2 protein-coding genes are annotated in these 1,293 nt (G+C 39.7%); both read right to left on the bottom strand.

Translation table 11 applies throughout. The features are described from left to right. The coding region (locus tag KHW44_RS09725; RefSeq protein ID WP_304068927.1) for a DNA gyrase subunit A at positions 1 to 615 on the bottom strand (615 nt) is incomplete at its 3' end. Between the two features lie 9 nt (positions 616 to 624). Further along, a partial coding sequence (locus KHW44_RS09720; RefSeq protein ID WP_304068925.1) for a toprim domain-containing protein occupies positions 625 to 1,293 on the bottom strand: 669 nt, incomplete at its 5' end.

Here is a 1,293-nt window from a genome sequence, read left to right as displayed (position 1 = left end):
TATTGTAATATTTGGATTGTCGATTGATGCGATTAATGCATCTATAGTTTCACCTAAGTTGTGTGGAGCCATATTTGTCGCCATACCAACAGCGATTCCACTGGATCCATTTACGATTAAGTTAGGAAATCTAGATGGAAGTACAACTGGTTCTTGTTCTTCACCATCGTAGTTGTCTTGGAAATCAACTGTGTCTTTGTTGATGTCACGTAACATTTCAAGTGATAGCTTTGCCATACGTAACTCCGTGTAACGAGGTGCGGCAGCTCCATCACCGTCTATCGAACCGAAGTTACCTTGACCGTCGACAAGTGGATATCTCATGTTGAAATCTTGTGCAAGTCTTACAACTGCATCGTAGATTGCACTGTCACCATGAGGGTGATACTTACCCATTACTTCCCCTACAAGTCTTGCAGACTTGGAGTATTTTCTATCTGGGAATAACCCTTGTTGTTGCATTCCGTAAATTATACGTCTGTGAACGGGTTTCAGCCCGTCTCTTACATCTGGAAGTGCACGAGATACAATTACACTCATAGAATAATCCAAATATGCACTTTCCATTTCCTTTTTCAAATCAGCTGGTTTTATATTGATTTTTCTTTCTGTCATATTATTCTCCTAAGCGTCAATGTTTTGTGCATAAACAGCGTTTTGTTCTATAAATTCTCTTCTTGGTTCTACGTTGTCTCCCATCAAAACATCGAATGTGTTGTCGAGTTCGTTTTCATCTTCTCCGTCGATTTCGACTTTGATTAGGATTCTGTGTTCAGGATTCATTGTAGTATCCCACAATTGTTCTGCGTTCATTTCACCAAGACCTTTGTATCTTTGAACTTTGATGTTACTTCTTTCGCCGTATTTTTCCAATGCTTCTTCCAATTCTTTTTCTGTGTAGCAATATTCCATTACTTTAACACCTTTGATGATTCCATAAAGTGGTGGTTGCGCGATGTAGACGTGACCTTTTTCCACTAATGGTTTCATAAATCTGTACAAGAATGTGAGTAGAAGTGTTCTAATGTGCGCTCCGTCGACGTCGGCATCGGTCATTATTACGATTTTGCCGTAACGAAGTTTACTGATGTCGAAGTTTTTGCCTATTCCAGTTCCAAATGCTGTAATCATAGCTTTGATTTCATCTGAATTCAAAACTCTTTCAAGGTGAGCCTTTTCTACATTCAAGATTTTACCTCTCAATGGCAAAATAGCTTGGAATTTGTTGTCCCTGCCACCTTTTGCAGAACCACCGGCAGAATCCCCTTCGACAAGGAAGATTTCGTTGTGTTC

This window comes from Finegoldia magna (genome assembly GCF_018371055.1).
Taxonomy (GTDB): Bacteria; Bacillota; Clostridia; order Tissierellales; family Peptoniphilaceae; genus Finegoldia; species Finegoldia magna_I.
Note: the sequence above shows the minus strand (reverse complement) of the source record. Positions and strands in the feature narration are given on the sequence as shown.